This window comes from Streptomyces sp. NPDC058678 (assembly GCF_042714835.1).
GTDB lineage: Bacteria > Actinomycetota > Actinomycetes > Streptomycetales > Streptomycetaceae > Streptomyces.
The window spans coordinates 115,775-139,851 of record NZ_JBHXSG010000015.1 but is presented as its reverse complement, the minus strand read 5'-3'; the positions used below and the strand labels follow the sequence as shown (position 1 = coordinate 139,851).

The following is a 24,077-nucleotide window of genomic DNA, read 5'->3' as shown; positions in this document are numbered from 1 at the left end:
TCTTGGTGGATCGCCACCCGTGACCGCCCCGGTAATGGCACTCTGGCGACGAAGCACCAGTCCGGGACCGTACTCGAACCTCCGCCTTCGTGTCGGACTGCGGTCCCGTGGGAAAGGGACGACGTCGTCATGGCAGACCACCTGGAATCATCCGTCACTCTGCCGAGCGATCCAGCCTCGGTCTCCGCCGCCCGCTCCTACGTGCTCGCAACCCTGGCGGAGTGGGGTCTGCCGGAGGGCACGGAAGTGGCCGAAACCATCCGCCTCATCGTCTCCGAACTCGCCACCAACGCCGTACAGCACACCTTCGGGCAGTCACCCACCTTCACGGTGGACATCGCGCTCGACCGTGACGAACACCTGCGCATCGGCGTAACCGACAGCCACCCGCGCTTTCCGAAACGCCTGCCCGCCGCCGTCCAGCAGGACAACGGCCGCGGCATGGTGATCATCCGCTGGCTGACCGCCGAGTGCGGCGGCAAGCTCAGAGTCCGGCCGACCCGCGAGGGGGGTAAGACCGTCTCCATCGAAGTGCCGTGGACCGTACCGGCCGAGCCGGTTCCGGCGGCGGGGCAGCAGGAGCCGTAGGCAGGCCGTGGTCCACGAATGCTCCGGGCCCGTCGAGCGGGTCACCTGCGGCGCGCCGACAGCTCCCAGTGCGGTGCTCCTCCCCGCACCACTGTGGGCGGCCTGACGGCTGACCGGTGCGCGTCGGTCCGTACGGCCCGCTGCACCAGCCGTGGGAGCAGCCACCACAGTCCCAGGCACACGAGCAGGGTCGCCCCGCCCGCGGCCAGCCCGCCGGTCCGTCCGGTCGTCACGTCCACCACGAGCAGCACCGACCCGGTGAACGCGAGCACCAGCACCCCCATGCCGAGGGTGGCCAGCCGTGAGGAGACCTGGACGATGCGGGCCTTGGCGCCCTTCTGGAAGAGCGAGCGGTGCAGGGCGGCGGGTGCGGTGAACAGCGCCGCCGCGAGGACCGCCAGCAGAAGCGTGACGACGTACGTGGTGCGCTGGACCGTGTCGAGGGACGGGAAGCGCGGCGTGAAGGCCAGGGTCAGCAGGAAGGCGAAGAGGATCTGCACTCCGGTCTGAGTCACGCGCAGTTCCTGGAGCAGTTCGCCGAAATTGCGGTCGGCGCGCTCCAGCGGGGTCTCGTTGCGTGCGGTGCAGGGACTGTGGTCGGCCATGGATGAACGAGTAACCATCTCAGCCCGTGTCACGCGCCCCGGGGAGCCCCGGAAGGGGGCGGCGGCGGGTCAGGTCGCCGCCGCCCCCTAGCGGGTGGGTCTACTTGACCCGGCCGTACCAGACGCTCTTCGTCCAGATCTTCTGCAGTCGCACCACGTCCCCGGTCTTCGGGGCGTGCCAGATCTTCCCCTTCCCGGCGTAGATGCCGACGTGGTAGACGCTCGAACCCGAGTGGAAGAACACCAGGTCCCCGGCCTTGCGGCTCTTCGAGGAGATGTGGTGCGTCTTGTTGTACTGCTGGGCCGCCGTCCGGGGGAGCTTCTTGCCCGCCTTTTTGAACGAGTACAGCGTGAGCCCGGAGCAGTCGAAACGGCGTGGTCCGGTGGCGCCGTACTTGTACGGGGAGCCCTTCTTGGACGCGGCGATCTGAAGTGCCTTCGTCGCCGGCGTGGCGGCCGCGGCGTCGGAGGCGACACCCGGAACCACGACGGAGCCGCTCACCGCGGCGATGGTGAGGGCCGAGGCCGTGCCGGCCCGGACCATGAGCGACGGGACACGATTGAGCGCAGTCATGCGCAACCCTTCGTCAGCCGCCTGTGAAGGATGACCTGTCGGATTCGGGCTGGCGAAGTTGCCCGGCCGCTGCTGCGGCTTCACCCCAAGGGAAGCTCGGCCCGGTCATGGCGTGACCGTTCCGGCGACCCGTCGTGCTTGGGTCCTCCACTCCTGCCGATCCACTCCTGTCGACCGGTCATCCGGGCAGCGGCAGGACTCGGCGTCCGCCCGGATCGCCCCGCCGCTGTGGCGGGGGCTTGTCGTCAGACAGGGATCTTGGCTCACTGATGTCCGAAAATCCCAACGGAACCGATGGTTTGTGTTGTTACTCACCACTCACCCGTTCGGGTGGACACCCCTGTGTTCGAAGGAGTGTCGAGGGACCCGAGGACGCTCGGACCAGCACCGGAACAACTCATTCCGCCCTTGGGTCACGCGCGTTGCGCAACCTCAGGGGGCCTGTAAATGGACGCGCAACTACACCAAATGGTGGTACGCCGTTTGGTCCATTCCGACACGAGCCCGGACGCTCCTCAGGAGGGCGGCGCGTCCGGAACGGCTGTGGGTGCGTCAACTGTCGGTGAGCGGCGGCAGTGCGACGCGATTCGTACGGCGCTCCCCGTCCAGCACGCGCAGCGCACGCGCCAGCGTGTCGGCGTGCACTTCGCTCTCGCCCCGACGGTGCATCAGCGCCAGCGCGTCGCGCAGCTCGACCGCCTTGGTGACCAGCGCCTGCGCGGCCCGCAGCCCGCTGTACGTGTCGCCGGGGCGGGCCGGGTTGATCCGGCCGAGCAGGTCGACCACGTCGAGATAACGGTCGATCAGTTCGCCCTCGGCGCGCGTCAGGGCGGGCAGTGGCGGAAGATCGGGCAGCATCGGTGGCTCACCCCTGGCCGGGGGCTGGGGGCGAGGTCTTGCGGCTCGGGATGATCCGGTCCGCCAGCCCGTACTCCAGTGCCTCCTGCGCGGTGAAGATCTTGTCCCGCTCGATGTCGGCGTTCACCTGCTCCGGACTGCGCCCGGTGTGCCGTACGAGCATCTCCTCCAGGCGGGACCGCACCCGCGTCAACTCGGCGGCGTGGATGGCCAGGTCGCTCGCCTGTCCCTGCATCGGCTCGGACAGTGCGGGCTGGTGGATCACCACGCGCGCGCCCGGCAGCAGGCTCCGCTTGCCGGGCGTCCCCGCGGCCAGCAGTACGGCGGCCGACGAACCGGCCTGCCCCAGGCACGTCGTCTCCACGTCACAACTGACGTACTGCATCGTGTCGTAGATCGCCGACATCGAACTGAACGAGCCGCCGGGGGAGTTGATGTACAGCACGATGTCGCGGTCCGGGTCCTGGTACTCCAGGTGCATGAACTGAGCCATCACGTCGTTCGCCGAGATGTCGTCGATCGGTGTCCCGAGGAAGACGATCCGTTCCTCCAGCAGCTTCGAGTACGGATCCATCGTCCTCGTACCGGAAGCGGTGCGTTCGGTGAACTCGGGCAGGGCGTGACGGGCGGACGGTCGGGTCATGGGAGCCCCTCCTTCGGCGTCTGTGAAAAATGTACAGGATGTACGTGACGTTATGATGGGGGTATGGCCTATGAGATTCCGGTGACGCAAGCCAGGGCTGAACTCGCCGACCTGATCAACCGGGTGGTGTACGGCGGTGAGCGGGTGGTCGTGACACGACACGGCAAACCCCTCGTCGCCCTGGTCTCCGCCGCCGACCTCGAACGGCTGGAGGAACTCCAGGAGCCCTCTGAGGAGCAGGTGGTCAGCGCGGTCTCCTCGGTCCGCGAGGTGGCGTCCGCTTCCCGCGAACAACAGCGCTTCGGCATCGCGGCACACCACCGGGGGTCCGGCGCCTCCTGAGGGGTGCTGGGGGGCGTACGACAAGACCGTGCGCCCTCGTCCGTCTCGGCGGGGGTACAGGTCGGGCCGGCGCGGCCGGCGGTCACCGGCTCCCGCGCGGGTGCGGGCTCGGCCCGTAGCGCACGCGCCCTGAGCGCACCGCCGAGAAGCACGGCGCCCAAGCCCAGCGCCGCCCACCGGGTCAGCGTGAGGGCGGGGCCGGTCACTGCCGCCCCGGCGAAGACCCACACCGAGCGCAGCGGGGCCGTCCTCGCGCCCGGCGGCGGCCCACCGGCCGATCGTGCCGACCGGCTCCGTGGCCCGGCGGCGGCCCACCCGCCGATCATGCCCACCGGCTCCGTCGCCCGGCGGCAGCCACCGGCCGATCGTGCACACCGGCTCGGGCAGCATCCGCGGCACGGTGGCCGCCCCGGGGACGGGTTGCCGAACAGCATCACGACGCTCGCGGCGATTCCGATACCGGCAGGGCCCACGAGGGCGGCCAGAGCGGCCACCGCCGCGCTGACAGCCAGTGTCGCCTGGGCGAAGGAGCCCGCTCCGCCCAGCTGCCGGTGATTACGTCGAGCCAGTTGTGCGAGACGGCGGCGGCCCCCACGCCGATCGGGACCGTGGCTCCGACCAGTGCGCCGGCGGCCCGCAAGCCGCGCAGCCCCAGGAGCCGACCGTCGACCCCGCCGCGATCCCCGCCAGGGCGAGCGACAGCACGCTCGCGTTCAGTGCCGAGCCCCGCGGATCCGCCCCCGGGACGGCCACCACGTCGACGTCTCGATCCGCGCCCCCGAGGCGGCGGCCTGCCTGATCATCGTCTGCTGGAGCGTCTGGGCCACGAACGGGCTCGCCGCGCAGGCGGTCAGCAGTTCGGTCCCCCGGTCGGTGGCCACGACCGCGCCGTATACGGTTCGGTGCTCGATGGCGGTTCGGGCGACGGCCTCGTCGGCGTAGCGGTGGATCTCGAACGTGCCTTCCCGCTGCGTGCGTCGCTTCTCGACCCGGGCCGTCGTGGCGATCGGCCCGGCGACTCCGAGCGGCAGGTCGCGGGATGCGGTGCGGGCCGCGGGCCAGGCGGACGCCCACAGGGGGAGACTACGCGCGTTGATCAGCATGTGGTCACCCCCGAAAGAGGCCTGAACGATCACAGCTCGGTTAACTTGCTTGAAACCCCGCCCAACTAGCCTGCCGATCCATGCCACCAGGGACTTTGCCCCGGGGCTGCGGCAGCCGGACCCCGCACGGTCCGGAGCGAGGACTGTGAGGTGGGACGTGCAACTGACCCCGCACGAGCAAGAGAGGCTGCTGATCCACGTGGCGGCCGACGTGGCCGAGAAGCGCCGGGCCCGCGGGCTGAAGCTCAACCATCCCGAGGCGGTCGCGCTCATCACGTCGCACATCCTCGAGGGCGCGCGTGACGGCCGTACGGTCGCCGAGCTCATGTCCTCCGGGCGCAAGCTGCTCACCCGTGACGACGTCATGGAGGGCATTCCCGAGATGATCCACGACGTCCAGGTCGAGGCGACCTTCCCGGACGGCACCAAGCTCGTCACCGTCCACGACCCGATCGTCTGACGGGAAGGAGCCGCCGTGATTCCCGGAGAGATCCTGTTCGCCGAGGACCCGATCGTCTACAACGAGGGCCGCGAGGTCACCTCGCTCACCGTCCTCAACGCCGCCGACCGGCCCGTCCAGGTCGGCTCCCACTACCACTTCGCCGAGGCCAACCCCGGTCTGGACTTCGACCGCGCCGCGGCGCACGGCAAGCGGCTCAACATCGCCGCCGGCACCGCCGTGCGCTTCGAGCCCGGGATCCCCGTCGACGTCGAACTCGTCCCGCTCACCGGTGCCCGTGTGGTGCCCGGACTGCGCGGGGAGACCGGAGGTGCCCTCGATGCCTGAGATCTCGCGTGCCGCGTACGCCGACCTGTTCGGCCCCACCACCGGCGACCGCATCCGGCTCGCCGACACAGACCTGCTCGTCGAGATCGAGGAGGATCGTTCCGGCGGTCCCGGGCTCGCCGGAGACGAGGCCGTCTTCGGCGGCGGCAAGGTCATCCGCGAGTCCATGGGCCAGTCGCGTGCGACGCGCGCGGAGGGCACCCCGGACACGGTGATCACCGGTGTCGTGATCATCGACCACTGGGGGATCATCAAGGCCGACGTCGGCATCCGCGACGGCCGGATCACCGGCATCGGCAAGGCCGGCAACCCCGACACCATGGACGGCATCCACCCCGACCTGGTCATCGGCCCCGAGACCGAGATCATCGCCGGCAACGGACGGATCCTGACCGCCGGAGCCATCGACGCGCACGTCCACTTCATCTGCCCGCAGATCGCCGACGAGGCGCTGTCCTCGGGCGTCACGACGCTGATCGGCGGGGGCACCGGCCCCGCCGAGGGCTCGAAGGCGACGACCGTGACGCCCGGCCCCTGGCACCTGGCCCGGATGCTGGAGGCCATGGAGGAGTACCCGGTCAACTTCGGCCTCCTGGGCAAGGGCAACACCGTCTCCCACGAGGCGATGCTGTCCCAGATCCGCGGCGGCGCCCTCGGCCTCAAGCTGCACGAGGACTGGGGTTCGACCCCGGCCGTCATCGACGCCTCGCTGACCGTCGCCGACCGCACCGGCATCCAGGTCGCCATCCACACCGACACGCTGAACGAGGCCGGATTCGTCGGCGACACCCTCGCGGCGATCGCCGGACGCGGCATCCACGCCTACCACACCGAGGGTGCGGGCGGCGGGCACGCGCCGGACATCATGACCGTGGTGTCCGAGCCGCACGTGCTGCCGAGTTCGACGAACCCGACCCGCCCCTTCACCGTCAACACCGCCGAGGAACACCTCGACATGCTGATGGTGTGCCACCACCTCAACCCGGCGGTCCCGGAGGACCTCGCCTTCGCCGAGTCCCGGATCCGGCCCTCCACGATCGGCGCGGAGGACATCCTCCACGACCTGGGCGCCATCTCGATCATCTCCTCCGACGCGCAGGCCATGGGCCGGGTCGGCGAGGTCATCATGCGGACCTGGCAGACGGCCCATGTGATGAAGCGACGGCGGGGCGCACTGCCCGGCGACGGACGCGCGGACAACCACCGGGTACGTCGCTATGTCGCCAAGTACACGATCAACCCGGCCGTCGCGCAGGGCCTCGCCCACCAGGTCGGCTCGGTCGAGACCGGTAAGCTCGCCGACCTCGTGCTGTGGGAGCCCGCGTTCTTCGGGGTCAAGCCGCACCTCGTCGTCAAGGGCGGGCAGATCGCGTACGCGCAGATGGGCGACGCCAACGCCTCCATCCCGACCCCGCAGCCGATCCTGCCGCGTCCGATGTTCGGTGCGATCGGGCGGGCGCCCGCGTCGAACTCCTTCAACTTCGTGGCGCCGCTCGCCATCGAGGACGGGCTGCCGGAGCGACTCCAGCTCGGCAAGAGGTTCGTGGCCATCGAGTCGACGCGGGGGGTCACCAAGGCCGACATGCGGGAGAACGACGCGCGGCCCCGCGTCCAGGTCGATCCCGACAGCTTCGCCGTGCACATCGACGGGGAGCTGGTCGAGGCGACTCCGGCGGCCGAACTGCCCATGGCCCAGCGCTACTTCCTCTTCTGACGGCGCGGATCCGATGTCACGAGCAGCACTTCTCGTTCTGGCCGACGGCCGCTTCCCCGCCGGCGGGCACGCCCACTCCGGCGGTGCCGAGGCGGCCGTCAAGGCCGGGCGCGTCACCGGCGCCGCGAGCCTGGAGGACTTCTGCCGGGGGCGGCTGCACACGGCCGGGCGCGTCTCCGCGTCGCTGGCCGCGGCGGCCGTACTCGGCGTGGAGCCGGTGGAGCTGGACGCGGCCGCTGACGCGCGGACGCCGTCCCCCGCGCTGCGGGTCGCCGCGCGGAAGCTGGGCCGCCAGCTGATGCGGGCGGCCCGGGCGACCTGGCCGTCGGAGGAACTCGACGCCCTGGCGCGCCAGTTCCCCAAGGGGGCGCACCAGCCGGTGGTGCTCGGACTCACGGCACGTGCGGCGGGACTGGGGGCTCTGGACGCCGCCTACTGTGCGGCGTACGAGAGCGTCAGTGGGCCGGCGTCGGCCACGGTGCGGTTGCTGAGTCTGGACCCGTTCGACGCGACCCGGGCGCTGGCGCGGCTGGCGCCGGAGCTGGACCGCGTCGCGGATCAGGCGGTGGAGGCGGCACGGAGGGCTGTCGACGAGGGCGTGGATGCCTTGCCCGCGGCTTCCGCTCCGCTGCTGGAGATCTCCGCCGAGGTGCATGCCGCCTGGCCCGTACGGCTCTTCGCGTCGTAGGAGGTTGTTCGCCCCCGCCGCCCCTACCCGTCCCGTCCTCAGGGGCCCTGCCCCTTCGACCCCGCCAGGGGGCTTCGCCCCCTGGACCCCGTCGGCCCTGAACGGGCCTCGTCCTCAAACGCCGGACGGGCTGGATACAGCCGACCTCGTGCAAAAGGAGCCGCCCCATGCACCTCGACCACTCCCACGACGGCCCCGCCGCCGTCAGCGCCGACGCCCACCGCCCCGACGGCTCGCACCGCGCCCTGAGGATCGGGCTCGGCGGGCCCGTGGGGTCCGGGAAGACCGCCACCGTCGCCGCGCTCTGCCGGGCGTTGCGCGACGAGTTGTCCCTCGCCGTCGTCACCAACGACATCTACACGCGCGAGGACGCCGAGTTTCTGCTCCGGGAGGCCGTGTTGCCGCCCGAGCGGATCACCGCCGTGGAGACGGGGGCCTGCCCGCACACCGCGATCCGGGACGACATCTCCGCCAACCTCGAAGCGGTCGAGGACCTGGAGGACGAGGTCGGCCCACTGGACCTGATCCTCGTCGAATCCGGCGGCGACAACCTCACCGCCACCTTCTCCCGGGGGCTCGTCGACGCGCAGATCTTCGTGATCGACGTCGCCGGCGGGGACGACATTCCGCGCAAGGGCGGCCCGGGCGTCACCACCGCCGACCTCCTCGTCGTCAACAAGACCGACCTCGCCCCCTACGTCGGCTCCGACCTTGCCCGAATGGCGGCCGACGCCAAGGCGCAGCGGGCCGAACTGCCGGTCGTCTTCCAGTCGCTCAGGACCGAGGCCGGTGTGCGGGACGTCGCCGCCTGGGTGCGGGCGCAGCTCGCCGCGTGGACGGCATGACCGCGGCCGTGACAGGGGTGCGGGCCACCGCGCGGATGCTCGCGCGGGACGACGGCCGCGGCGGTACGTCCCTGCCCGTCCTGGAGGGCGAGGGGCCGCTGGCGCTGCGGCGGACCCGGGGGATCGGCAGTCAGGCGCACGTCATGATCGTCGGTGCGATGAGCGGGCCGCTCGGCGGCGACCACTTCACGGTGGAGGCCGGGGTGGAGGCCGGGGCCCGGCTGCGCGTCGGGTCGGCCGCCGCCACCATCGCGCTGCCGGGCCAGGCCAAGGGCGAGTCCCGCTACGACGTCCGGCTCACCGTCGCCGACGGCGGCGAACTGCACTGGTTGCCCGAGCAGTTGATCTCCGCATACGGCAGCGACCTGTACGTCACGACGCGCGTCGAACTCGGTGCGACGGCCCGGCTCGTGCTGCGCGAGGAGCAGGTGCTCGGGCGGGCCGGCGAGGAACCGGGGCGGCTCGGCAGCCGTCTGGTCGTCCGGGTCGCGGGGCGTACCGTGCTGGACCAGGAGCTGTCCTGCGGGCCCGGAGCACCGGGTGGCTGGGACGGGCCCGCCGTGCTCGCGGGGCATCGCGCTGTCGGCCAAGTCGTGGTCGTACGACCGGAGTTCGCGAACGAGCCGGTGGCGGCGCAGGTGCTGGGAGAGGGTGCCGCGATCGTACCGCTCGTGGGGCCCGCTGCCCTGGTGACCGCCGTGGCGCCGGACGCGCTGAAGCTTCGGCGGATCCTGGACGAGGCGCTGACGTCCCTCGGCTGAGGACGGGTTCAGGATCCGCCGAGCGAACGTCCCAGTCCGGTTATCGGATTGGCAAAGAAGGTCAACAACCCCTGTTCTCAGGGAGCTCACAGCCGCGAGGATCCCCGTACCACTCGCAACGACGTACGGGGAGGCTCCACTTGAGCGACAAGAGAGCGACCAGGCGGGCGACGGCGTTCGGTACGGCCGGAGTGCTCGTCACGGCGACCCTGATCGCCGGGGCGGTCACGGCCCCCACCGCCGGCGCGGCCACCCGCCACGGCCAGGACCGCGAGGCCCGCGGTGCCGCGATCGCCGCCGCCAAGGCCGCGAAGGCCGGTATCGACTGGCAGGACTGCCCGGCCGACTGGGGCCTGGAGAAGCCGATCCAGTGCGGCTATGTCACCGTGCCGCTCGACTACTCCAAGCCGTACGGCAAGCAGATCAAGCTCGCCGTCGACCGCATCGGCAACACCGGCACCAAGGCGGAGCGTCAGGGCGCCCTCATCTACAACCCCGGCGGACCGGGCGGCTCCGGCCTGCGCTTCCCGCGCCGGGTCACCACCAAGGCGCCGGTGTGGGCCAACACGGCCAAGGCGTACGACTTCGTGGGCTTCGACCCGCGCGGCGTCGGCAAGTCGGCGCCCATCTCCTGCGCCGACCCGCAGGAGTTCGTGAAGGCGCCCAAGATGGACCCGGTGCCGGACTCCGAGGCGGACAAGCTCGCCCAGCGCAAGCTCGCCCGCGAGTACGCCGAGGGCTGCTACGAGCGCAGCGGCGAGATGCTGCCGCACATGACCACGCCGAACACCGCGCGCGACCTGGACGTCATCCGTGCCGCGCTCGGCGAGAAGAAGCTCAACTTCCTCGGCGTCTCCTACGGCACCTACCTCGGCGCGGTCTACGGCACCCTGTTCCCGGGCCATGTCCGGCGCATGGTCGTCGACAGCGTGGTCAACCCGTCGCGGGAGAAGATCTGGTACGAGGCCAACCTCGACCAGGACATCGCCTTCGAGGGCCGCTGGAAGGACTGGCAGGACTGGGTCGCCGCCAACGACGCAGTCTTCCACCTCGGTGCCACGCGGGCCGAAGTCCAGGCGAAGTGGCTGGAGTTGCGTGCCGCCGCGAAGAAGAGCCCGATCGGCGGAGTCGTCGGCCCGGCCGAGCTGCTCAGCTTCTTCACCAGCGCCCCCTACTACGACTCGTCGTGGATTCCGGTCGCCACCGTGTTCAGCAAGTACTTCGCCGGTGACACCCAGGCGCTCGTCGACGCGGCCGCCCCCGACCTGTCGGACACCGCGGGCAACATCGCCTCGGAGAACGGCAACGCCGTCTACACGGCCGTGGAGTGCACCGACGCCAAGTGGCCCACCAGCTGGAAGAAGTGGGACCGGGACAACACGCGGCTGCACCAGAACCACCCGTTCCTGACCTGGTCCAACGCGTGGATGAACCTGCCGTGCGCGACCTGGCCGGTCAAGCAGCAGACGCCGGTGAACGTGAAGACCGGCAAGGGGTTGCCGGGCGTGCTGATCGTGCAGGCCGAGCGTGACGCCGCCACGCCGTACGGCGGCGCACTCGAACTGCACAAGCGCTTCAAGGGCTCCCGCCTGATCACCGAGAAGGACGCGGGCTCCCATGGCGTGACCAGCCTCGTCAACCCGTGCATCAACCAGCGGGTCGACGCCTACCTGCTCACCGGCAAGCTGGACGCCGCCGACGTGACGTGCGGACCGCACGCGACGCCGAAGCCGTAACCGGTACGCAGTGAGGGGGGCGGCCGTCGCCGACGGCCGCCCCCCTTTTTTTCACGCGTCCAGCGCGGCGAGAAACCCGTCCTCCGCCGCGTAGTCGAAGAGGTCGCCGTACGTCTGGAACATCTTCGGGTACGCCTCCCGCCAGTCCCGCCCCACGAGGTGCCTCTCGATCCACGCGATCGTGTCCGGCAGCGACTCGGCGTACCGCACGACCGGGCGGTACCCCAACTCCCGTTCCGCCGCGGACATGTCGCACACCACGGGCACCGGCACCGACCACGGCGTGTCACCCACCGTGGGCGCCGGCGGCGGCCCGTCCACGAGGACGCTCTCGCTCTCGACGCCCATGACGGCGTCGATCGCCCGCGCGATCTCCGCGACCGTCGGAGCGTCCGGGTCCACGGCGTTGAGGACCCGGGCGCCCGGCCGCGCGGCGGCCAGCCGGATCAGCTCCGCGATGGTGTGGACGCTCGCCGGATGGAACCGGCTCTCGCCGCCGTAGGAGAGGACGCGCCGGGGCCGGCCGTCCAGGTTGCGCTTGACGAAGTAGAGCTCGCGGGGCGTCCGGCAGTGCGGTCCGTGGATCGCCCCGGCGCGCAGCAGCGTGGTCGGCAACCGCGCGCCTGCCGAAAGGAGTTCGCGCTCCAGGCCCGCCTTGCGGGTGCTGTACGAGGTGTCGCCCGGTCGGACCGTCCGCTGGTCCTCCGTGATCGGCACCGGGTACTCGGGGAAGCCGTCCGGCTCCTGCTGGGTGTCGAAGTTCCGGCCCTTGTCGTCCTCGTACACCGACACACTGGAGATCACCACGGCCGAGCCCACGCGATCGCCCAGCGAGATCAACTGCCGTGCGTGGTCCGGCCCGTAGGCCACCATGTCGACCAGGACGTCACAGCCGTCGCCGACCGCCGCGGCCAGGGCCGCGTCGTCCTCACAGTCCGCCCGCACCGCACGCACGTCCTCGGGCCAGACCTCGTCCCGGCCGCCGCCGCGCGAGACGGCCGTCACCTCCCAGCCGTCCCGGGCCAGCACGCCCACGGCCGCCCGCCCGATCTGTCCCGTCGCTCCGACCACCACAGCACGTCTCATGCGGCGACCGTACGACCCGGCGCGCCACGGCTGCCAGGTGCTCTGCCAAGAGCAGAGCTCAACTCAGCGGCAGCCGGGGGAACCTGCGCTCCTTCTCCGAGCGCGCCGCGGCCTCCTCCGCCTTGGCGACGGCCGCGTACTGGTCGACGTACTCCTGCTCGGACAGCGTGAGGATCGCGTACATGATCTCGTCGGTGATCGCGCGCAGGATCGCCTTCTCGTTCTCCATGCCGGCGTACCGGGAGAAGTCGAGGGGCTCGCCGAAGCGGATCACCACCGGGTGGATGTTGGGGACGAGCTTGCCGGGGGGCTGGGCCTCGAAGGTGCCGATCATCGCGCAGGGGATGACGGGCACTTGGGCCCTGAGCGCCATCACGGCGACGCCGACCTTGCCCTTGTAGAGCCGGCCGTCGTGGGAGCGGGTGCCCTCCGGGTAGATGCCGAGCAGTTCGTCCTTGGTCAGGACGCCCAGCCCTTCGCGGATCGCGGCCTGGCCCGCCTCCTTGCCGGAGCGGTCCACCGGGATCTGACCGGCGCTGCGGAAGAAGGTCGCGACCAGCCGGCCCCTGATGCCCGGACCCGTGAAGTACTCGGCCTTCGCGAGGAAGGTGATGCGCCGCTTCAGCACTGCGGGCATGAGGAAGTGGTCCGAGAAAGAAAGGTGGTTACCCGCGATGATGGCCGCACCCGATGCCGGAACGTGTTCGAGACCCTCTATTCGAGGGCGGAAGACCAGTCTCAGCAACGGCCCCAGGAACACGTATTTGAGCAGGTAGTAGAACAAGGGGGGTCGCTCCTCACTCCGGCGGTCGGCTCAACCGCCGCGTTAAAGCAGGTCAACCGGCACGTAGCGGGGGTGCCAGTGTAGGCCCAGGCCGCGGCCGCCGGAACCGCAGCGGGCGGGCGGGGGCAGGGGTTTGGCCGATCACCGCCGGGTCGGCGGCGGTCGGGCCACCCTCGCACGCCCGGCCGCACTCACCGCCGTACGCACGGCCGCACCCATAGCCGTACTCACAGCCGGACGATGATCAGGGCCGTGTCGTCCGTGGCGCCGCCGGGTGGCAGCAGCTCCAGCAGAACGGCGTCGGCGAGGGTCTCGGGGTCTGCGGCCCGGTGGCGGCGCAGGGAGTCGGCCAGGCGGCCCAGACCGGTGTCGATGTCCTCGCGGCGCCGCTCCACCAGACCGTCGGTGTACAGGGCGAGGATGGCGCCGTCCGTGAAGCTGGTGCCTGCCTGGGGTCTGGTGATCGGGTCGGGGCGGGCGTCCAGCGGGGGATCGGTGGCCCGGTCGAGGAACTCCACCCGGCCGTCGGGATGAACCAGGACGGGCGGCGGGTGGCCGGCGCTGCTGTAGGTGATCGTGTGCCGGTCGAAGTCGATGAAGGTGGTGGCCACGGTGGCCGATTCGGCGCCGTCGACCACATGGGCGTACCGCCCGAGGACGTCCAGCGCTTGAGCGGGCCCTTCGGCGACCCGGGAGGTGGCGCTGAGCGCGCTGCGCAGCTGGCCCATGACCCCCGCCGCCGCCAGTCCGTGGCCGACGACGTCGCCCACGGACACGCCGAGGCGGTGGCCGCCCACCAGGTCGACCATGTCGTACCAGTCGCCGCACACGTTCAGGGCGCCGACCGCGGGCCGGTATCGGACGGCGGCCCGGTGGTCCCCCACCTGCCGACGGGCGGGCAGCATCGCCTCCTGCAGGGCCAGGGCCACTTCGCGCTCGCGGGCGTGGGCCCGCCGCAGCCGCTCGTTGAGGTCCTGCAGCTCGCGGGCGCGCGTGTACAGCTCGGCCTCCAGCACCCGGGACCGGCCGGTGCCCCGGTCGCCGCGGGCCCGGATCAGCTCGGTGACCTCCTCCACCCGGTGCACCAGCAGCACCACCTCCCCGCCCGGGCCGAACACCGGCGCGTTGCACGGGCTCCAGTACCGCTCCTGCCAGTGCCCGGGCCGCTCGGGATCCTCGACGTCGTACCGCTGCAACGCCATCGCGTCGCGTTCGCCGGTGGCCAGCACGCGCCGCAGCGAGGCCTCCAGGTTGCGCATGCCGGTCGCATCGGGGTCGTTGGGGTTGTCCGGGAAGACCTCGAACAGATGGCGCCCCACGATCTGCTCGCGCTTGCGGCCGGTGACCCGGAGGAACTCCTCGTTGACGTCCGCGTACACCAGTCCGGGCGTGAGCGCGGCCACCATTCCGGGCAGGGACTGGAACAGCGCCGCGTAGTCGATCGCCGAATCGTTCATTGTTCCCGCTCTCACCACCGGGATCATCCCACTTTTCCACGATATGCGCCGCCTCGGTCCCTGCCGGGCGATCCGTGGTCACGCCGGAGGATCCGTGAGCGACTGCTCCGCCCAGATGACCTTTCCCTCGGGAAGAAAACGGGTGCCCCATCGCTGGGTGAACTGGGAGACCAGCAGCAGTCCGCGCCCGCCCTCGTCCATGGTGCGGGGATGGCGCAGGTGGGGTGCCGTGGCACCGCCGTCGAAGGCCTCGCAGATCAACGTCCGGTCTTTGATCAACCTGAGCAGGATGGGACCCGAGGCGTGCCGGATGGCGTTGGTGACCAGTTCGCTGACGACGAGTTCCGTGGTGAAGGCCAGCTCGTCCAGGCCCCAGTCCGTCAGCCGGCGTGAGGCCGCCTTGCGGGCGTCGGCGACGACGGCCGGGTCGGCGGGCAGCTCCCAGGACGCGACCTGATCGGCGCCGAGACGCCTGGTACGGGCCATCAGCAGCGCCACGTCGTCGAGCGGGCGGGCCGGGACAAGGTCGTTCACGACGGCTCGGCAGCGCTGGTCGAGGGAGGACGCCGACCGTTCCAGCGCCCGCCGCAGCCGCTCCCGGTCCGTTTCCAGGGCCCACTCCTCGCCGCGGGCCAGCAGACCGTCGGTGTAGAGCGCGAGCGTGCTGCCCTCCGGCAGGGTCACCTCGACCGACTCGAACGGCCGGCCGCCCGCGCCCAGCGGCGGCCCCTGCGGCAGCTCGACGAACATGACCGTCCCGTCGGGCCGGACGACCGCGGGCGCGGGATGCCCGGCGGCGGCCATCGAACACCGCCCGTCCACCGGGTCGTGCACGACGTACAGACACCCGGAGCCCACCTCCTGGGTGCCGGCGCCCGGCGTCCCGCTCTCCTCCTGCGCCGTGCGCGCCACCAGGTCGTCGAGGTGGGCCAGCACCTCGTCCGGGGGCAGGTCCAGCGCCGCGAGGGTCCGTACGGCGGTCCGCAGCCGTCCCATGGCCGCCGCCGCCTCGATGCCGTGACCGGGCACCTCGCCCACGACGAGGGCCACCCGGGCGCCGGAGAGCGGGATCACGTCGTACCAGTCGCCGCCGAGGCCCGTCAGCTCGTTCGCCGGCCGGTAGCAGGCGGCCACCTCCACGGCGTCCTGGTCGGGCAGGCGGTGCGGGAGCAGGTTGCGCTGCAGCGCCAGTGCCGCGTCCCGCTCGCGGGTGTAGCGCCGCGCGTTGTCCACGCACACCGCGGCCCGCGAGACCAGGTCCTCGGCCAGGCTCAAGTCCTCCTCCTCGAAGGGTTCCTGCCGGTGACGCCGGAAGAACGTGGTGACTCCGAGCGTGACGCCCCGCGCCCGGACGGGCACGACCATCACGCTGTGCAGCCCGGGATCCGACGTGCCGCCAGGGTCGCCGGGGCTGTCCGCACCCCACTCCCGGGGGAGCGGTTCCCTGCGCTCCTCGCGCCGGGACAGGCCGGTGGCGAGGCACCGGATCTGGGGGGAGTCGGGCGGGTAGGCGGCGGGGTCGCCGATGCCGACGGCGGTGGCGCGCGCCGCACCCTCCTCGCCGTCCGCGCCCGCTTCGGCCGACGTCCGCCCCGCCCGCCGCAGCCGTACCGGTTCCGTCCCGTCCAGCGGACCGGGCGCCGGCTCGGCTCCCCGCAGCACCGACTCCAGCAGGTCCACGACGACCAGGTCGGCGAGCGCCGGTACGGCCACGTCGGCCAGCTCCTGTGCCGTCCGCACGAGGTCCAGGCCGCGGCCGATGTACTCGCCGGCCCGGTCGAGGAGGGCCAGTCGCTGCCGGGCGCGGTGGTGCGCGGTGATGTCGACGACGGTGTAGTACACGCCCATCGGATGGCCCCGCTCGTCGTCGAGCCGGGTGAACGACATGACGTGCGCGGTCTCCCGGTGCGGCGCGGAGCGCACGCTGCCGACGTGCTCGTATCCGATGACCGGCTCCCCGGTCGTCAGCGCGTGCCGCATCTGCGCCTCGATGGCGTCGGAGTCCAGTCCCGGCTGTATGTCCACCAGTCGCAGCCCGAGCCGCCGCTCGGGCGGTCCGCCGCCGAACTGCGCCAGGGCCGTGTTCGACCACACGTACCGCAGGTCGGTGTCGACGACGGCGATGCCGATGGGTGACCTGGCGACCATCTGCTCCAGCACGGTGCGCCGCATGTCCCAGCCGGGGGCCTCGGCCATCTCCGACATCAGCATCAGCCACCGTGAGGGTCCCCGGGACTCCTCGGCGGAGGCGATCCGGACCATGACCCTGACCGGCCGCCCGTCGCCGCGGCGCACCGACAGCAGCCCCGCCCAGCCGCCGTTCGTGCGCCACTGCTCGACCAGGTGCGGCACTCGCCCGGCGTCCTCGGCGGTCAGCAGGTCGGCCAGGCTCGTGCCGACCGCCTCGGCGGCCGGGTACGCCAGCAGCCGCTGCGCGTCGGCGCTCCAGCTCGTCACCACTCCCGCCGCGTCGAGCAGCAGTGGCGCCGCGTCCGCCACGTCGAACCGCCGGCGGGACACCTCGTACTCCTCAAATGTGCCCACTGCCGACCTCTCTGTCGCTGAGAGTGGTCTACCACCTCCTGACTCAATCTTGCCCCGCTACGACAGGACCGCACCGCGCCGCGGCCAGGAGTTGGATGGGTGCGGCGGCACTCCGCCTGTGAGGGCGGCCGCACCCACCCGCCCGGCTCAGTCCCGCCCGAGCACCCGGCGCAGCGCCCCGAGCGCCGACAACAGCTCCGCCTCCGTGATCGTCAGCGGCGGGGCCAGTCGGATCGTCGAGCCGTGCGTGTCCTTGGCCAGGACGCCCTCCCGCAGGAGTCCCTGGCCGATCTCGCGGCCGGTGCCGATGGCCGGGTCGATGTCGACGCCCGCCCACAGGCCGCGGGAGCGGAAGCCAACCACACCCTGGCCGACCAGATCGGCGAGGCCGTCGCGGAGCACCTCGCCCAGCTCGGCCGCCCGGCGCTGGAATTCACCCGTCTCCAGCAACTCCACCACCGCCGTGCCGACCGCGGCGGCGAGCGGGTTGCCGCCGAACGTCGAACCGTGCTCGCCCGGCCGGAGTACTCCGAGGACGTCCCGGCGGCCCACCACCGCCGACACCGGCACGATCCCGCCACCCAGCGCCTTGCCCAGCAGGAGCAGGTCCGGGACGACCCCCTCGTGATCGAGCGCGAGGGTGCGGCCCGTGCGACCGAGCCCCGACTGGATCTCGTCGGCGACGAAGAGGCAGCCCGTGCGACGGGTCAGTTCGCGTACGCCGGTCAGGTAGCCCTCGTCGGGGATGACGACTCCCGCCTCGCCCTGGATCGGCTCGATCAGCACCGCCGCCGTGGTCTCGTCGACGGCCGCCTCCAGCGCGGCCAGGTCGTTGTACGGGACGACACGGAAACCGGGTGTGAACGGGCCGAAGCCGGCCCTCGCGGTCTCGTCCGTGGAGAACGACACGATCGTCGTCGTACGGCCGTGGAAGTTGTCCGCGGCGACCACGATCGTCGCCTGATCGGCCGGGACGCCCTTCACCTCGTACGCCCACTTGCGGGCCACCTTGATGCCGCTCTCGACCGCCTCCGCGCCCGTGTTCATCGGCAGCACCATGTCCAGCCCCGTCAACTCCGCCAGCCGTTCGGCGAATTCGGCGAGCCGGTCGTTGTGGAAGGCGCGCGAGGTGAGGGTGAGGCGGTCGAGCTGGGCGTGGGCCGCCTCGACCAGCGCCGGGTGGCGGTGACCGAAGTTGAGGGCCGAGTAGCCGGCCAGCATGTCGAGGTAGCGGCGGCCCTCGACGTCCTCCACCCAGGTGCCCTCGGCGCGGGCGACGACCACGGGCAGCGGGTGGTAGTTGTGCGCGAGGACCGGCTCCTCGGCGCTGATCAGGTCGGCGGAGGTACGCGTACGGACAGGAACACGGGTGGGAGCTGTCATGAGCGGATCTCCTGGGTGCAGCACTTGATGCCGCCGCCGGCCTTCCGGAACTCGGAGAGGTCGACGGGGACGGGGACATAGCCGTGGTCGGAGAGGCGGGAGGCGAGCGCCTCGGCCCGGGGCGCGATGAAGACGTTCCGGCCGTCGGACACGGAGTTGAGGCCGAAGGCCATCGCGTCGTCACGGGTGGCGAGCACCGCGTCCGGATAGAGGCGGGCCAGCACCTCGCGGCTGCCCCGCGAGAACGCCTCCGGGTAGTACACGATGTTTTCTTCGTGCCCGCCGCCGAGGACGAACAACGCCGTGTCGAGGTGGTAGAAGTACGGGTCCACGAGCGTCAGGCTGACCACCGGATGGCCGAAGAACTCCTGCACCTCGCGGTGCGCCTCCCTCGTCGTCCGGAAGCCGGTGCCGGCCAGCATGTACCGGCCGGTCCACACCAGGTCGCCCTCGCCCTCGCACACGGACTGCGGGCGGTGGACGTCGTAGCCCGCCGTCTTGAACCACGTGTCGTAGTGCGTGGACTCGGGACGGCGTTCGGGGGCGTGGAAGAGGGAGCCGAAGACGCGGCCGTCGACGACGACCGCCGAGTTCGCGGCGAAGACCATGTCCGGGAGCCCGGGGACGGGTTCCAGGGTGTCGACGTCGTGGCCGTGTGTGCGGTAGGCGCTGATCAGCGCCTGCCACTGCTCGTGGGCCAGATCGACGTCGACCCGGGTGTCGGGATGCATCCAGGGGTTGATCGCGTACTGCACGGCGAAGTGTCTGGGTTCGCAGACGAGGAAGCGCCGCCGGCGCGGCACACGGGAATCGGTCACAGAGGGGTTCCTCCGCTTCCTGCGGTGTCGACTGAGGGTTGACACCACGGTAGGAAGTGACCTGGACGGCCGACAAGAAACGAGAATTGCGTGTCCGCGCAGGAATGCTGCGTCTTTGGCCCGCTCAACGCTCGTCTTGTGCGCGCTCCGGCGTATGCTCCGGCGCAGGCTGGCTTGCGCCCGCCTCCGGGCTCTCCGGCAGCAGGTGAGACAGCACCATCACGCTGATCGTCTTGCGGATGAACGGCTCGACGCGGATGCGCTCCAGCACCTCCTCGAAGTGCTCCACGTCCCGTGCCCGCACGTGCAGCAACGCGTCCGCCCCGCCGGTCACCGTCATCGCCGCGGTGATCTCCGGGTGGTTGCGCATCACCTCCGCGAGCCGCCGGGGCGGGGCCGCGCCCTCGCAGTACACCTCGACGTACGCCTCCGTACGCCAGCCCAGCGCCGACGGCTTCACCGTCGCCGTGAACCCGGTGATCACGCCGGTGTCCCGCATCCGGTCCACGCGCCGCTTGACCGCCGTCGCGGACAGCCCTACAGCCGCGCCGATCTCGGCGAAGCTGGTCCTGGCGTTCGCCATCAACGCGGTGACGATCTTCCGGTCGAGCTCGTCGAACGGCGCGGGCCTGCTGTTCATGCGGGCACTGTATCCAGCGGAAAGGTCCTGACCCCTCCACGTGTGCAGGCGTACGAATAACTCCTACACTCCGGGTTCATGCTGCGCGCCCTGGCTGTCGACGACGAACGCCCCTCGCTGGAGGAACTGCTCTACCTCCTGAACGCCGATCCCCGCATCGACAGCGCGGAGGGCGCCGGCGACGCGACCGAGGCGCTGCGCCGCATCAACCGCGCCCTGGAGTCCGGACCCGACGGGCCGGAGGCCATCGACGTCGTCTTCCTCGACATCAACATGCCCGGCCTCGACGGACTGGACCTCGCCCGGCTGCTCACCGGCTTCGCCAAGCCGCCGCTCGTCGTGTTCGTCACCGCCCACGAGGACTTCGCCGTGCAGGCCTTCGACCTCAAGGCCGTCGACTACGTGCTCAAGCCCGTCCGCAAGGAACGCCTCGCGGAGGCCGTCCGCCGCGCCGCCGAACGCAGCGACCTGAGCCCCCGCATCCCCGTGCACGAACCCGATCCCGACCACATACCCGTCGAACTCGGCGGCGTGACCCGCTTCGTCTCCGTCGACGACATCACGCACGTCGAGGCGCAGGGCGACTACGCCCGGCTGCACACCGACAAGGGCAGTCACCTCGTACGGATCCCGCTGTCCACCCTGGAGGACCGCTGGCGCTCCCGCGGCTTCGTCCGCATCCACCGCCGCCACCTGGTCGCCCTGCGCCACGTCGGTGAACTGCGGCTGGACGCGGGCACGGTGAGCGTCATGGTCGGGATCGAGGAACTCCAGGTCAGCCGCCGCCACGCCCGTGAGCTGCGGGACCTGCTGATGAGGAGGCCGTGACGTGCCCCAGGACCCCGCCGACCGCAGAGTCGTCGTCACCGGCCCGCCCCGGCGCACTCGCCGGGCCTCCGGCTATTACCGCCCGCGCACCGAGATCGACGAACAGACCACCCTCGGTCACACCTACGTCCGCTCCCTGATGCGCACCCAACTGCGCGCCGGACTCGCCGTGTTCGCGTTCCTCGGTCTGCTGATCGGCCCGCTGCCCCTGCTCTTCGCGGCGATGCCGGACGCCCGCCGCCTCGAATGGGCGGTCCTCGGATTCGGCCTCTACGTCCCCCTGGTCCTCCTCGCCCGCTGGTACGTGCGGCGCGCCGAGCGCAACGAACGGGACTTCGTGCGCCTCGTAGAAGACCGATGAACTCGAGCTACGCCGTTCCCGCGGTCGCCCTCGTCGTGGTGGCGACCGTCCTCGTCGGCGCCTTCGGCCTGCGCATATCCCGTACGACCTCGGACTTCTACGTCGCCTCCCGCACCGTCGGACCCCGCCTCAACGCGGCCGCCATCAGCGGCGAGTACCTCTCCGCCGCCTCCTTCCTCGGCATTGCCGGCCTGGTCCTGGTCCAGGGCCCGGACATGCTCTGGTACCCGGTCGGCTACACCGCCGGATACCTGGTCCTGCTCCTGTTCGTCGCCGCCCCGCTGCGCCGCTCCGGCGCCTACACACTCCCCGACTTCGCCGAGGCCCGGCTCGCCTCCCAGGCGGTACGGCGGCTCGCGGGCGCCTTCGTCGTGGGCGTCGGCTGGCTGTACCTGCTGCCCCAACTCCAAGGCGCGGGACTCACGTTGACCGTGCTGACGAGCGCGCCCGAGTGGCTCGGAGGAGTGATCGTCGCGGTCGTGGTCGTCGCCACCGTCGCCGCCGGCGGCATGCGCAGCATCACCTTCGTGCAGGCCTTCCAGTACTGGCTCAAACTCACCGCCCTGCTCGTCCCCGCCCTCTTCCTGGTCCTCGCCTGGCAGGGCGACGGATCCCCCCGGCGTGCCTTCGAGGAACCGGCCACCTTCCGCGAACAGCGGGTGGTCCGCGTCGACACGAGCCTCGATCTCAAGCTGGACGCCCCCCTGACGGTCACGGTGAGCGGCACGGTCGACGGCCGCCCCCACGACGACCAGCGGCTCCACCTGCCCGTCGGCACCCACCGCATCGAACAGGGCACCCGGCTGACCTTCGCCGAGGGCGCCACCGTCCCGGCCGCCGACCGCGGCAGCAACGGCGGCATGTCGACCTCCCTGGCCGCGAGCCGCGAGGAACGCCCGCTGTACGCGACGTACGGCCTGATCCTCGCCACCTTCCTCGGCACCATGGGCCTGCCGCACGTCGTCGTCCGCTTCTACACCAGCCCGCACGGAGTCGCCGCCCGCCGCACCACGGTCGCCGTGCTCGGCCTGATCGGCGCCTTCTACCTGCTGCCGCCCGTCTACGGCGCCCTCGGCCGCCTCTACGCCCCCGAACTCACCATCACCGGAGACGCGGACGCCGCCGTCCTGCTGTTGCCCGAACGGATGATCGGCGGCCTCGGCGGTGACCTGCTCGGCGCGCTGGTGGCGGGCGGGGCCTTCGCCGCGTTCCTGTCCACCGCCTCCGGACTGACCATGGCCGTGGCGGGCGTCCTCACCCAGGACGTCCTGCCCTCGCGCGGCGTACGGCACTTCAGACTCGGCACGGTCCTCGCCATGGCCGTGCCGCTCGCGGCGAGCATGCTGGTCGGCGGACTGCCGGTCGCCGACGCGGTGGGCCTGGCCTTCGCCGTCTCGGCGTCGTCCTTCTGCCCGCTGCTCGTCCTCGGCATCTGGTGGCGGCGGCTGACCCCGCCGGGCGCGGCCGCCGGGATGCTGGTGGGGGGCGGCTCCGCGTTCCTGGCCGTGGCCGCGACCATGGCGGGCTTCCCGGGCACCGGCCCGCTGCACGCCCTGCTCGCCTGGCCCGCCCTCTGGTCGGTGCCGCTGGGCTTCCTCACCATGGTGCTGATGTCCCTGGCCACGGCCGGGCGCGTACCGGCGGGGACGGCGGCGATCCTGGCCCGCTTCCATCTGCCGGAGGAACTGCGGGAGGAAATGCGTGAGGACGTGAAGGCATGAGCGGATTCCTCGCCGGGCTGTGCGTGGCGATCCTGCCTCTCCTGGCGGCCGGCTTCTGGCTCGGCAGGCGCACCGCACGCCCGCAGAACCTCGGCGGACTCGGCACTCCCGTCGAACACGCCACCTTCCAGACCCTGCACACCGCCTCCCTCGCCGCGCCCCCGCTGCGGGCCGGCCTCACGGAGGAGACCGCGCGCAAGTCGGCCCGCCGGCTGCGCACCCTGCTCGGCACGGACGCGCTGTGTCTCACGGACCAGGAGCAGGTCCTGGTCTGGGACGGTGTCGGCGACCACCATCGCACCGAGATCATGGAGCTCCTCGCCGGCCCCCTGGACACCGGCCGCGGCGAGGCCTTCCGCCTGAAGTGCGACGTCCCCGACTGCCCGGTCCGCTGGGCGGTCGTCGCCCCCCTCACCGTCGACGACCGGGTCCACGGAGCCCTCGTCGCCTGCGCGCCCCGCGAGTCCGCCGTCCTCGTCCGCGCGGCCGGAGAGGTCGCCCGCTGGGTCTCCGTACAACTCGAACTCGCCGATCTCGACCAGTCCCGCACCCGCCTCATCGAGGCCGAGATCAAGGCGCTGCGCGCCCAGATCTCCCCGCACTTCATCTTCAACTCGCTCGCGGTGATCGCTTCGTTCGTCCGCACCGACCCCGAGCGCGCCCGCGAACTGCTTCTGGAATTCGCCGACTTCACCCGCTACTCGTTCCGCAGGCACGGCGACTTCACCACCCTCGCCGACGAACTGCACGCCATCGACCACTACTTGGCACTCGTCCGCGCACGCTTCGGCGACCGCCTCTCCGTCACCCTGCAGATCGCCCCCGAGGTGCTGCCGGTCGCCCTGCCCTTCCTCTGCCTGCAGCCGCTCGTCGAGAACGCCGTCAAGCACGGCCTGGAGGGCAAGGCGGCTGCCGGCAAGAGCCACATCAGCATCACCGCGCAGGACACCGGCGCCGAGGCCCTGGTCGTCATCGAGGACGACGGCGCGGGCATGGACCCCGGCCTGCTGCGCCGCATCCTCGCGGGCGAGGTCAGCCCGTCGGGCGGCATCGGGCTGTCCAACGTCGACGACCGCCTCCGCCAGGTCTACGGAGACGACCACGGCCTCGTCATCGAGACCGCCGTCGGCGCGGGCATGAAAATCACCGCCCGGCTGCCGAAGTACCAGCCGGGGGTGCACTCGGCGGGCCGCCTCAGCGGCGGCTAGGAA

Annotated in this window: 25 protein-coding genes and 1 riboswitch; of the genes, 13 read left to right on the top strand and 12 right to left on the bottom strand. The window is 71.6% G+C overall.

Annotation, left to right across the window (positions count from 1 at the left end; all coding sequences use genetic code 11):
• Nucleotides 1-129: 129 nt before the first annotated feature.
• Nucleotides 130-588, top strand: coding sequence for an ATP-binding protein (locus ACFWWR_RS16680; protein WP_383867070.1), 459 nt, complete (start codon nt 130-132; stop codon nt 586-588).
• Nucleotides 589-629: 41 nt separating this feature from the next.
• Here ACFWWR_RS16680 and ACFWWR_RS16675 read toward each other — a convergent pair whose 3' ends face one another.
• From ACFWWR_RS16675 to ACFWWR_RS16660, 4 genes are all read right to left on the bottom strand, one after another.
• Nucleotides 630-1,193, bottom strand: a complete 564-nt coding sequence (locus ACFWWR_RS16675; protein WP_384303868.1) for a DUF6328 family protein — start codon at nt 1,191-1,193, stop codon at nt 630-632.
• A gap of 100 nt (nt 1,194-1,293) precedes the next feature.
• Entirely contained in the window at nt 1,294-1,767 is a 474-nt protein-coding gene (locus ACFWWR_RS16670) for a C40 family peptidase (RefSeq protein WP_383867068.1), read from the bottom strand.
• A 3-nt stretch (nt 1,768-1,770) separates the two neighbouring features.
• Nucleotides 1,771-1,982, bottom strand: a riboswitch (cyclic di-AMP (ydaO/yuaA leader).
• Nucleotides 1,983-2,319: 337 nt separating this feature from the next.
• On the bottom strand, nt 2,320-2,625 hold the full coding sequence (locus ACFWWR_RS16665) for a hypothetical protein (RefSeq protein WP_383867066.1): 306 nt from the start codon (nt 2,623-2,625) through the stop codon (nt 2,320-2,322).
• A gap of 7 nt (nt 2,626-2,632) precedes the next feature.
• On the bottom strand, nt 2,633-3,268 hold the full coding sequence (locus ACFWWR_RS16660; protein ID WP_384303865.1) for an ATP-dependent Clp protease proteolytic subunit: 636 nt from the start codon (nt 3,266-3,268) through the stop codon (nt 2,633-2,635).
• A 63-nt stretch (nt 3,269-3,331) separates the two neighbouring features.
• On the opposite strand from ACFWWR_RS16660, the gene ACFWWR_RS16655 reads away from it, so the two are divergent.
• Complete coding sequence (locus ACFWWR_RS16655; protein WP_383867062.1) at nt 3,332-3,610, top strand: type II toxin-antitoxin system Phd/YefM family antitoxin; 279 nt, start codon at nt 3,332-3,334, stop codon at nt 3,608-3,610.
• Between the two features lie 713 nt (nt 3,611-4,323).
• Here the strand turns inward: ACFWWR_RS16655 and ACFWWR_RS16650 are convergent.
• Nucleotides 4,324-4,713, bottom strand: a complete 390-nt coding sequence (locus ACFWWR_RS16650) for a hypothetical protein (protein ID WP_384303863.1) — start codon at nt 4,711-4,713, stop codon at nt 4,324-4,326.
• Between the two features lie 157 nt (nt 4,714-4,870).
• Here ACFWWR_RS16650 and ACFWWR_RS16645 point away from each other — a divergent pair, with 157 nt between their 5' ends.
• From ACFWWR_RS16645 to ACFWWR_RS16615, 7 genes are all read left to right on the top strand, one after another.
• Nucleotides 4,871-5,173: an urease subunit gamma gene (locus ACFWWR_RS16645; protein WP_010988499.1), complete on the top strand. Its 303-nt coding sequence runs from the start codon at nt 4,871-4,873 to the stop codon at nt 5,171-5,173.
• A 15-nt stretch (nt 5,174-5,188) separates the two neighbouring features.
• Nucleotides 5,189-5,500 carry an urease subunit beta gene (locus ACFWWR_RS16640; RefSeq protein WP_383867058.1) on the top strand — a complete coding sequence of 104 codons (312 nt, stop codon included), beginning with the start codon at nt 5,189-5,191 and terminating at the stop codon, nt 5,498-5,500.
• Nucleotides 5,493-7,214, top strand: coding sequence for an urease subunit alpha (locus ACFWWR_RS16635; RefSeq protein ID WP_383867056.1), 1,722 nt, complete (start codon nt 5,493-5,495; stop codon nt 7,212-7,214). Before ACFWWR_RS16640 ends, ACFWWR_RS16635 begins: the two co-directional genes overlap by 8 nt.
• 13 nt (nt 7,215-7,227) lie before the next feature.
• A complete protein-coding gene (locus ACFWWR_RS16630) occupies nt 7,228-7,902 on the top strand; it encodes an urease accessory protein UreF (protein ID WP_383867054.1) in 675 nt (224 codons plus the stop codon).
• A 167-nt stretch (nt 7,903-8,069) separates the two neighbouring features.
• Nucleotides 8,070-8,747 carry an urease accessory protein UreG gene (ureG, locus tag ACFWWR_RS16625; protein WP_217242033.1) on the top strand — a complete coding sequence of 226 codons (678 nt, stop codon included), beginning with the start codon at nt 8,070-8,072 and terminating at the stop codon, nt 8,745-8,747.
• Nucleotides 8,744-9,508, top strand: coding sequence for an urease accessory protein UreD (locus ACFWWR_RS16620; protein ID WP_383867052.1), 765 nt, complete (start codon nt 8,744-8,746; stop codon nt 9,506-9,508). Before ureG ends, ACFWWR_RS16620 begins: the two co-directional genes overlap by 4 nt.
• A gap of 140 nt (nt 9,509-9,648) precedes the next feature.
• Entirely contained in the window at nt 9,649-11,244 is a 1,596-nt protein-coding gene (locus ACFWWR_RS16615; protein ID WP_383867050.1) for an alpha/beta hydrolase, read from the top strand.
• 51 nt (nt 11,245-11,295) lie between these two features.
• Here ACFWWR_RS16615 and ACFWWR_RS16610 read toward each other — a convergent pair whose 3' ends face one another.
• The 7 genes from ACFWWR_RS16610 to ACFWWR_RS16580 all read right to left on the bottom strand — a co-directional run bounded on the left by ACFWWR_RS16610 (nt 11,296) and on the right by ACFWWR_RS16580 (nt 19,956).
• Nucleotides 11,296-12,318: an NAD-dependent epimerase/dehydratase family protein gene (locus ACFWWR_RS16610; RefSeq protein WP_384303904.1), complete on the bottom strand. Its 1,023-nt coding sequence runs from the start codon at nt 12,316-12,318 to the stop codon at nt 11,296-11,298.
• A gap of 70 nt (nt 12,319-12,388) precedes the next feature.
• Nucleotides 12,389-13,114, bottom strand: a complete 726-nt coding sequence (locus ACFWWR_RS16605) for a lysophospholipid acyltransferase family protein (protein ID WP_383867048.1) — start codon at nt 13,112-13,114, stop codon at nt 12,389-12,391.
• Between the two features lie 227 nt (nt 13,115-13,341).
• The gene (locus ACFWWR_RS16600; protein WP_383867046.1) at nt 13,342-14,571 is read right to left on the bottom strand and encodes a PP2C family protein-serine/threonine phosphatase; all 1,230 of its coding nucleotides are present in this window, start codon (nt 14,569-14,571) and stop codon (nt 13,342-13,344) included.
• Between the two features lie 78 nt (nt 14,572-14,649).
• On the bottom strand, nt 14,650-17,115 hold the full coding sequence (locus ACFWWR_RS16595; protein ID WP_384303860.1) for a SpoIIE family protein phosphatase: 2,466 nt from the start codon (nt 17,113-17,115) through the stop codon (nt 14,650-14,652).
• 147 nt (nt 17,116-17,262) lie between these two features.
• On the bottom strand, nt 17,263-18,498 hold the full coding sequence (rocD, locus tag ACFWWR_RS16590; RefSeq protein WP_383867043.1) for an ornithine--oxo-acid transaminase: 1,236 nt from the start codon (nt 18,496-18,498) through the stop codon (nt 17,263-17,265).
• On the bottom strand, nt 18,495-19,316 hold the full coding sequence (gene ddaH / locus ACFWWR_RS16585; RefSeq protein WP_383867041.1) for a dimethylargininase: 822 nt from the start codon (nt 19,314-19,316) through the stop codon (nt 18,495-18,497). The genes rocD and ddaH overlap by 4 nt, the downstream gene beginning before the upstream one ends.
• A gap of 124 nt (nt 19,317-19,440) precedes the next feature.
• Nucleotides 19,441-19,956: an Lrp/AsnC family transcriptional regulator gene (locus tag ACFWWR_RS16580; protein WP_383867039.1), complete on the bottom strand. Its 516-nt coding sequence runs from the start codon at nt 19,954-19,956 to the stop codon at nt 19,441-19,443.
• Between the two features lie 78 nt (nt 19,957-20,034).
• On the opposite strand from ACFWWR_RS16580, the gene ACFWWR_RS16575 reads away from it, so the two are divergent.
• Genes ACFWWR_RS16575 through ACFWWR_RS16560 form a run of 4 tightly spaced genes read left to right on the top strand, consistent with a single transcriptional unit; the run spans nt 20,035 to nt 24,074 of the window.
• On the top strand, nt 20,035-20,784 hold the full coding sequence (locus tag ACFWWR_RS16575; RefSeq protein WP_383867037.1) for a LytR/AlgR family response regulator transcription factor: 750 nt from the start codon (nt 20,035-20,037) through the stop codon (nt 20,782-20,784).
• Between the two features lies 1 nt (nt 20,785).
• Nucleotides 20,786-21,145 carry a hypothetical protein gene (locus ACFWWR_RS16570; RefSeq protein WP_383867035.1) on the top strand — a complete coding sequence of 120 codons (360 nt, stop codon included), beginning with the start codon at nt 20,786-20,788 and terminating at the stop codon, nt 21,143-21,145.
• Nucleotides 21,142-22,866: a cation acetate symporter gene (locus tag ACFWWR_RS16565; protein WP_383867033.1), complete on the top strand. Its 1,725-nt coding sequence runs from the start codon at nt 21,142-21,144 to the stop codon at nt 22,864-22,866. The genes ACFWWR_RS16570 and ACFWWR_RS16565 overlap by 4 nt, the downstream gene beginning before the upstream one ends.
• The gene (locus tag ACFWWR_RS16560; RefSeq protein ID WP_383867031.1) at nt 22,863-24,074 is read left to right on the top strand and encodes a sensor histidine kinase; all 1,212 of its coding nucleotides are present in this window, start codon (nt 22,863-22,865) and stop codon (nt 24,072-24,074) included. The genes ACFWWR_RS16565 and ACFWWR_RS16560 overlap by 4 nt, the downstream gene beginning before the upstream one ends.
• Nucleotides 24,075-24,077: the final 3 nt, after the last annotated feature.